The organism is Rhodoferax sp. RT5P35 (genome assembly GCF_056521385.1).
This window is the reverse complement of record NZ_JBWMAX010000075.1, coordinates 1-1,665: the sequence shown is the minus strand read 5'-3', so window position 1 is coordinate 1,665 and position 1,665 is coordinate 1. Positions and strand designations below refer to the sequence as shown.

Annotated in this window: 2 protein-coding genes; both read right to left on the bottom strand. The window is 67.3% G+C overall.

The window, feature by feature from the left end; all coding sequences use genetic code 11:
- The coding region (locus tag AC097L_RS23710) for a hypothetical protein (RefSeq protein ID WP_479589192.1) at positions 1–759 on the bottom strand (759 nt) is incomplete at its 3' end.
- Between the two features lie 9 nt (positions 760–768).
- Positions 769–1,560, bottom strand: coding sequence for a YaiO family outer membrane beta-barrel protein (locus tag AC097L_RS23705; RefSeq protein WP_479589191.1), 792 nt, complete (start codon positions 1,558–1,560; stop codon positions 769–771).
- Positions 1,561–1,665: the final 105 nt, after the last annotated feature.

The window sequence follows — 1,665 nt, the reverse complement described above, 5'->3', positions numbered from 1 at the left end:
GGCCACAAAGCCGATGATGTCCAGCATCACACCCAATAGCAGGTGCAGCAGCGGCATCACCACCAAACCCCCATGCTGGACCAAGGCCACATGCAAGGCATATTGCAGCGGGGTCAGCAGACCCAGAAACAGCCAGCTCAGCACGGTCAACAGGACGCGCTGCCAGAACGCAAACGGAAACAGGTAATAGGTGGCGAAGTGGATCCAGGGTGCCAGCAGCATCAGATGCCAGGCCTGGCGCAAACCGCTGCCGACATGCTGGTCCACCGAGTGGGGAAAGCTGGCCGGCCAAAAGATGAAGAAGAGCACCGATGCGCCGTGGACCAACACGGCAAAACGCAGCAGATAGGCCACCGGCTTGGCCGCATCCGGCATTCGGCCTGCAACCCACCACACGCTCAGGGCCACCAGCCCATGCCCTACCGGAGCCCAGCCATTGGGGGCCGCCAGTTGCAGGTCGATGAAGGGCACGGCCAGCGCCAGCAGGCCGTCACCGCCCCGCCCTCGCGCGTCAAAGTGCCCGGGCACCTCCAGCACCTGCATCCACCACACCATCTCCAGCGCCCAGGCCTGCGCCACCCACGGGCGCAGCAGCACCAGCAGCAGCGTCAACAGCACCGCCAAGGCCAACCCTAGCCACAGGCGGTGCCGCGGCAGGTGCAGGCGGGAGATGGCCCGGTGCTGCGGAATCTCCCCGCCCAGGTGGCCGCGCAAACGCAGGCGTTTGACGGATTCGAGCAGATGGAAAGGGGTGGACACGGCGCGCTCCTACCACTGTGCAAACAGCCCCAGGCCCAGTGTCTGGCGCTGGTAGGTCGGGTTACGGTAGTGTTCGGCCTGGGCCGTGATGCCCCACTGGGGGCCGATCCACTGCCGCCAGGTAGCGGCCACACTGCGGCTGCGGAAGTTGACCAGTTGCGCGGCTGCGCCCAAAGCCTGGTAGGCCTCGGTGCCGCTGGAGGCGCGCAGGCTGAGGTACTGCTGGCCCTCACGCCCCCAGGTGACGGCGGCATACGGCATGTGCGAGTGGACGCTGCCGGGCTGGCTCAGGTTGAACGTGGCTCCGGCCTCCACCACAGCAGACGCAGGCAGGTACCAGGTGGCCGACAGGCGCAGCCCCGAGTCGCTGCGGCTGCCATCGAACACCGCGTGGTAGAGCGCACCCGAGGTCACCAGTTGGCGCTGGTCCAGCCATTTGGTGGATACCTGCAGGTCGGCACGCCATTTGGCCCAGTTGGGTCCGCCCTGGCCCGCCACCAGCGTGCCTGTGGCAAACCAATCGGGTGCCAGGAAGCCGGTGTAGGCCAATGCCAGCGTGCCACCGCGCTCGCCGAACTTGCGCTCCTGTACCAGCTCAGCCAGCAGATGGCTGCCAGCGGGCAGCGCCTGGGTGGCACGCACCACCAGGGCTTCGCCATCAGGCAGGCCCGCGCTGAGCTGGCTGTGGCTGGCCTGCATGTCCCAGGTGGTGGGTGGCAGGGAGGGCTCCGACGCGCTGGCACCTGCGCCCACGGCCAGGGCCAGGCCGGTGGCGGCTTGGCGTACCAGGTTCATACGCATAGGGGGCTTTCCAGGTCTCGGGCCAGGACATCGGCAATACGGGGAGCGGTGCGGCCATCGCCAAACGGGTTGACTGCCTGGCGCATGCACTCGAGCAATCTGCCA